Source organism: Anaplasma marginale str. Florida (assembly GCF_000215485.1).
GTDB lineage: Bacteria > Pseudomonadota > Alphaproteobacteria > Rickettsiales > Anaplasmataceae > Anaplasma > Anaplasma marginale.
In genome coordinates this window covers 1-6551 of the sequence record NZ_AFMS01000088.1, presented here as the reverse complement: position 1 = coordinate 6551, position 6551 = coordinate 1, and the positions used below count along the sequence as shown (strand labels likewise).

Here is a 6551-nt window from a genome sequence, read left to right as displayed (position 1 = left end):
GGCTTTTTTACATCATTAATATCGGATGTTGTGTACGTACGCTACCCATCTCTGGACAGAGAGCTAGTCGGCGTGCGATTTCCCGCGGTTGAGGAGACCTCTTCCATTGATGTGACAACAGAAACCAGTGTTGAAACTCCGTACAGGCCGCCACTTCAGAATCTATGACGGTATCCGTGGCTGGTTAAGTGTACAATGCCACCCTTGCTGTCATACACTCTAATGCCCGGCTGCGCAACTATTGCGCCCACTTTAGTAACCTTTACTTTAAGATCTGCCGCTATGCGCATTATTTGTGCGTGGTTTTCTGCTACAGCGGTGAAAGCAAGTTCATAGTCATCCCCTCCGCTGCAAATGCGCTCTATAAGTTCTGGATTGCGCCTTAGTACGTCTTGTGCCGCATCGGACATTGGAATCTGGTTTAAGTGTATGCTCGCACCCACGTTTGATAACCTACATATGTGCCCTATATCTTGAACTAGCCCGTCTGAAATGTCTATGCATGCTGAGGCAATGCTACATATTCTACTACCCAATGCAATTCTGGGCTCTGGCAAATCATACTTGTGCTTTAAAGCGTGGCACTCTCCATCGATCAAGCCTTGGTACGCCATTAATCCCAAAGTAGCATCTCCTATGTTGCCGCTTACATACAGAAAATCTCCAACTTTTGCCTGCGACCTCGTCATACTTTGCATACCGGGAACCCCCATGGCTGTAATGCTTATAGTAATGGTACCCGTGTTGTTAGACGTCGTATCGCCGCCGATTAAGTTAACATTATAGTTTTTATTATCTTCCCTCAGGCCATTGCTGAATTGCTCCCACCATTCCTCGGTTACTCCCTGTGGTAATGACATACCAAGCATGTACCCGTAGGGCTGGGCCCCCATCGCTGCAAGATCGGAGAGATTCACCCTCAACGCCTTTTTTGCTAATAGAGTCGGAGCACTATGGTGGAGGAAGTGAGTTCCCTCCACTAGAATATCTTGTGTAACGATAAAAGACCCGTTGGGGGAGGAAATTTTTCCTGCATCGTCATTCTCAGTGCTAAATCCGCTGCGCATCAGGGGGCGTATGTATTTCTCTATACACGCAAATTCATCCATGCTTGGCGTTTCAGTAGTAATCGGGCGGGTTTGCGGGCCAGCGGGCGAGCGTTGCATATTGTTTGAAACTTTGGGTTTTTCCACCTCTACGTCCATTTTCCATATATTATCAGTGCTTTACCTGATGACGCAAACATACTGCTTCTTGCTGTTGCACTATACTTAATTAAAATTGTTATAGCTTTCGCTTCTTAGTCAAGAAACAAGGTTGTTTTCTTGGAAAATACACTGAATAATGTACGAGACTCTGTTTCGGTCGGCTGTGGTGTCTTTGTGTGTGTATGAACTCTGTGCAGCAATTTTTGAAAGGGCAGGTGCATTTTTGAGATGTGCGGGTCTTGCAATTGCAGATTTCCGCAGACATGATGGGCTCGTGTATTCTGGGTATTTGGCGTTCATTTTCCTTCTCGCTACCTTTCCCTTTTTTGGATTTTTTACCGCTATGACCTCCACAGCACTAAATGTGCTGGACAAGCACGAAGATTTCCTGCAGGGGCTAGTCACTTCGCTGCTTAGCGAACTGCCGCATGAGACCATTGCTGCGCTTTTGCCTAGAATAAACGAGATATTATCTGGGCCTCCGCAGAGTTTGTTGACTGTGGCTGTAGTGGGTATTGTTTGGACTGCCTCCTCAGCCATAGAAGGCATGCGTACAGTGTTGAACAAGGCATTTAGGGTTTCAGCTCCGCCACCATATATTCTTGGTAGAATGCTGAGTATCTTGCAGTTTTTGGTAATAGTTTTGGTGATGATGTTCAGTGTGTTATTCATAGTCTTTGTGCCAATAGTTCTCGATGTGCTTGATCAAAAATGGGGCTACCTGGGCTATATAAAATACACATTGAGTGAAGTGATACTGTGCCTTTCCGTCGCGCTTTTGTATTTTATGGTTCCGAATACGAGGCAGCGTATAGGGGTTATACTGCCGGGGGCAGTTGTGGTGACAATATTATGGACCGCATCTTCGTTTACCTTCTCTTGGTACTTATCAAACTTTCGGGTGCTACACACAATGTACGGCAACCTTTCCGGCATTATTGCGTCCATGCTCTTTTTCTACATTCTTAGCATATTTTTTATATACGGGGCGGAGTTGAGTTACCGGCTGTCTAAGCAATTTTGATGCACTGTAGGGAAGGTGGCCACCATGCGGGCGGCATACCGTTGAGGTTGTGGAGCGGAGCTCGGGATCTCTGCGCGCATAATTTGCTAAAATGCCTTTTCAGATGTTACGTAGATCGTTAGAATACCGGATCTACGACGGTGTCTGGTTGCAGAGTCTGGAGTAGGGGGCTTTCGGCTGCGTGGTGGGTTGCATGTACAATTTTGAAAATCTGTGGTTGCCATATAGCGGCGTGCTATCACCGATCGATGCTGTGAAGGTCGTGTCCGGCAGTGGGTGCTACCTTGAATTAGAAAATGGTAGAAAGCTTCTGGACGGCATATCCAGCTGGTGGAGCGTCTGCCATGGGTATTCCCACCCCCACATAGTTGCAAAAATGCGCGAACAGGTAGAGAAGCTTTCCCATGTGATGCTTTGTTCTGGCCTGGTACACGAAGGGGCGTGCGAGTTGGCTTCAAGGCTTGTGGGGCTGGCGCCACCTGGGCTACAGAAGGTTTTCTTTTCTGACTCTGGGTCTATGGCTGTGGAAGTTGCGATGAAAATTGCAGTGCAGTATTGGCACATTGTTGGTAGGCCACAAAAAACCGGCTTTGTTGCGTTCAAAAATGCATACCACGGCGACAGCATGGGGTGCATGTCGGTTTCGGACCCTATGGCTATACATGGCCCGTGGTTTTCTGGCTATTACCCAGCGCAACACCTGTTTGATTTGCCGGTAGACGAGCGAGATTTCGAGTTGCTGAGGCGTAAGATAGAGCAAATTGCCCATGAAGCTGCCGCGATCATAGTGGAGCCGATTCTCCAAGCTGCTGGGGGATGCGTCTTTATCCCCCTGAAGTGCTAGCGTCGCTGCTTAAACTCGCAAGGGAAGCCAATATTCTCTTTATTGTTGATGAAGTTGCAACTGGCTTTGGTAGAATTGGCACCATGTTTGCGTGTGAGCAGGCACAAATTTCTCCTGATATTATGGTGCTGGGCAAGGCCATGACTGGCGGCATGTGCCCGTTGTCGGCAACGTTAGTGTCTTCAGAAATTTGCGGGCCATTTAAGTTGTGTGGTGAAAGGCTGATGCATGGCAACACTTTTGCAGCAAATCCCTTGGCGTGCGCTGCCGCGAACGCTTCGCTTGACCTATTTGAGGACGGGTCACTAATGCGTAGGGTGCAGGTTATTGAAGAGCGCATGAGCCGCGGGTTGGAGCCACTTAAGGGCTTGAAGTACGTTCACAATATTAGGGTAAAGGGGGCTGTTGCCGCCATGGAGATAGCTGCGGGCAATTTTGATCATCTGCAGGAAAACTTCTTACGCAAGCTCATAGATTGTGAAATCTGGATAAGGCCAATTGGAAATACAGTGTACCTAATGCCCCCATTGATAATTTCTGACGCAGAGTTAGAGCATCTACTCACCGCGGTGTGTACTTTGGTGCACTCTTGTAGAGAGCGTCTAGAGCTGGTGGTCTAATATGCAACGTGTTGCAACCGCGGGTGGGCTGTGCCATTAAGAGACGGTGTGAAATAAGACGTAAATTCCATGCCTTGGTGCATCAAGGTACACTGGTGCGCGTGGGCCCGCACACGCGGGGGAGTTACACACGCACGGTTGTACATGCGCCCCGTACCGTGTCTCCGTTAGCTCGGATTGCCGTTTTATAAGCGCCGTGTCCATGCCAATGCTTACGGATAATTACTGTTGATATTTTGTGGGAAATGGAGAATAATCCTCCGATTCCCGGTTGGAGAGGTGGCCGAGAGGCTGAAGGCGGCGGTTTGCTAAACCGTTATACAAGTAACATTGTATCGAGGGTTCGAATCCCTCTCTCTCCGCCAGAGGTGTTGCTTAGTTTTGGCTTCCTGCGCTAAGCGGCAGGGGCGGGTGGATGTCTGCTTGTAGATTGCCGGTTGGGGGATATGTACCTTCTTACGAAAAGGCGTGGGTGCAGAAATATAAGATCTGCGGTCGAGAGTTTTGTTCTACAAAAGTGCGAAGCGTGGCGGCTGAGCAGAACGGAAATCCGAATCATGCTCAACTGGAGAGATATAGTTGGGGCGCGAATTGCGGAACTTGCACGGCCCGACAAGGTGGTTTTTTCTAAGGATAACTCTGGGATATTGTACTTGAGTGTTACTCACGGGGGGCACGCGATGTTCATTCAATACGCAATACCCGGCATTATTGAGAAAATTTCCGTGTATTTTGGGTTTAAGGCTATATCATCAATCAAAATTCGGCAATAGTAGACCATTTAGTTGGTGATTGCTTGTGAGTGGTGGCTGAGCGGCCGGCGATGTTTATTGGTGATAGCACCTAGATGCCGCGCAACTGCGCGTTTTTTGTCGGGTGTGGTTGCCATGCGGTGCAAGCCGTTGATTTCACACTTCACAGGTGCCTGCCGTGATTACCCCGTAGAGAACTGATATTGCCGTGACTGCAGGAAGTTTGATACTGCACAAAGTTGCTCCACAGAAAGGTTTTCCGCCCTCACGGACGGCGGTATCCTACACTCTGCAAGCAACGCATCGAATTCTTGGTGCGGCAGCCCCAGCGCGTTGCGCACGGTCTTTCTCTTGCAGCCGAATGCTTTTTTTAGCATCTTGAGCATGTATGAGTAGTCTACAGGAAATCTTAAATTGCCCAGGGGTGTGATGTTGACTACAGATGAGCAGACCTTTGGGGGAGGGGAAAAGGCGCCGGGCTGCAGGTCTTTTACTTTCTCTACGTCGCACAGCAGTTGTACCAGCACGGATAGTATTGAGTAACTCTTAGTGCCGGGTTTGGCCACCAATCTCTCTGCCACCTCCTTTTGGAACATTAGGGTTAACTTCTCAAAATTATGTATGTATTTTAACATCCTGAGGAGTAGAATCACAGATATGTTATACGGCAAGTTGGCTATCATCTTGCTTGGCGCTGAGATCATCGTCTCCAAGTTTATTTCCAAAACATCGTGCTCTATATACCTATAGTTTTGGATATTTCTGCATCAGACCTTTATGCATAGGCGATAGTCTGCGATCTTTTTCAATTGCCAGTAGACTTGCGACTTTGCTCCTTAAAATTATCTCAGTCATGGTCCCAAATCCAGGGCCAACCTCTATTATGTTATACCCTTCTATACTTCCAGCGTAGGAGACTATCTTCTCCGCCATAGAAGGATCCAAAATGAAGTTCTGTCCGAGCGATTTATATGCTTTATGCCTGATGGTGCGCATTGTACAATTGCTTAAGAATCGCCAATAGCATAGCCGAAAATTAACCTTTTGACTTTTATCTTAACATGTATATCATTCTGTCACTAGCTGTTGCGGCTTGGTTCCTCGCGTCGCTGGCCGGCTTAGCTTTAATTGGTAGAGCACCTGACTTGTAATCAGGGGGTTGTCGGTTCGAGTCCGGCAGCCGGCTCTCTTGTACTGAGTGTGGAGCTTATGTCCTTTCTTGTCGTAGCTAACTGGAAGATGAATGGGGATACCGCTCTGGTGAGGGATTTTCTTGCTGCGATTGACACCAGCTTTGCATCGGACCTTCTCAACAAAGGCCCGCTTGAATTGGTCATATGCCCTCCGTTTACTTTGATGTCAGCGTTCGACTCTAGGTGTCCATCGGTAAGGCTTGGGGCGCAGAACTGCTTTTCTGGGGTTAGTAAAGGCTGTACTGGTGAGATAAGTGCTGCAATGTTAAAAGAGTGTGGCTGTGACTATGTCATCCTTGGGCACTCTGATAGGCGTGGTACATTTGCTGAAGAAAATTCAGACATCAGACTAAAGGCTGAATCCGCTATAGAAGAGGGGATTACACCTATAATATGCGTTGGTGAGACACTGCAGGAAAGGAATAGTGGCATCTCTAGTGATATACTAGTCGAGCAATGCAGCAAATGTTGCCCGAAGTACGGGGAATTTATAATTGCATACGAACCGGTTTGGGCCATAGGAGGCTCAACTATTCCTGATTTAGAGATAATAAGAGAATCTTTTGATACAATCAGGTCCCATGGTTCTGCGCGTACCATACTTTACGGCGGGTCTGTAAACCAGGGCAACATACGCGCTCTAAAGTCACAAATTGATGGCCTATCTGGAGTGCTGGTTGGAAGTGCAGGAACGAAAGTAGATGAGTTTTGCGGAATTATAAGCAATGTGTTGGAATTATAGGTTTTTTATGCTCCGAGCGGTCGTTGCCGGGTTCATCACGATTTGTAGTTGCTCATTTTTATTGTTTGGTAGACCGGCAGTTTCTGCCTCCAAAAAAGCTTTCTGCTCGTTGGGACGGGGTCTATGACCAACATATATTATTCCGTAGGTGGTGGAGTATGTAAGTTT

General features: G+C 47.6%; 4 protein-coding genes, 2 tRNA genes and 2 pseudogenes. 6 read left to right on the top strand and 2 right to left on the bottom strand.

Features of this window, described 5'->3' with window-relative positions; genetic code table 11:
• Positions 1-155: 155 nt before the first annotated feature.
• Positions 156-1205, bottom strand: coding sequence for a thiamine-phosphate kinase (gene thiL / locus GAC_RS02480; protein ID WP_010269906.1), 1050 nt, complete (start codon positions 1203-1205; stop codon positions 156-158).
• Positions 1206-1344: 139 nt separating this feature from the next.
• Between thiL and GAC_RS02475 the strand changes: the two genes are divergently transcribed.
• From GAC_RS02475 to GAC_RS02460, 4 genes and pseudogenes are all read left to right on the top strand, one after another.
• Positions 1345-2232, top strand: a complete 888-nt coding sequence (locus tag GAC_RS02475) for a YihY/virulence factor BrkB family protein (protein WP_080567288.1) — start codon at positions 1345-1347, stop codon at positions 2230-2232.
• Positions 2233-2413: 181 nt separating this feature from the next.
• A pseudogene (gene bioA, locus GAC_RS06180) lies at positions 2414-3696 on the top strand (adenosylmethionine--8-amino-7-oxononanoate transaminase).
• A gap of 273 nt (positions 3697-3969) precedes the next feature.
• Positions 3970-4061 (top strand) — tRNA-Ser (locus tag GAC_RS02465).
• 81 nt (positions 4062-4142) lie between these two features.
• A complete protein-coding gene (locus tag GAC_RS02460) occupies positions 4143-4469 on the top strand; it encodes a DciA family protein (protein ID WP_010264343.1) in 327 nt (108 codons plus the stop codon).
• 161 nt (positions 4470-4630) lie between these two features.
• Here the strand turns inward: GAC_RS02460 and rsmA are convergent.
• A pseudogene (gene rsmA, locus GAC_RS02455) lies at positions 4631-5444 on the bottom strand (16S rRNA (adenine(1518)-N(6)/adenine(1519)-N(6))-dimethyltransferase RsmA).
• A 116-nt stretch (positions 5445-5560) separates the two neighbouring features.
• Here rsmA and GAC_RS02450 point away from each other — a divergent pair.
• Positions 5561-5634: transfer RNA gene (locus GAC_RS02450), tRNA-Thr, on the top strand.
• Between the two features lie 23 nt (positions 5635-5657).
• Positions 5658-6383 carry a triosephosphate isomerase gene (locus tag GAC_RS02445; protein ID WP_010267526.1) on the top strand — a complete coding sequence of 242 codons (726 nt, stop codon included), beginning with the start codon at positions 5658-5660 and terminating at the stop codon, positions 6381-6383.
• Positions 6384-6551: the final 168 nt, after the last annotated feature.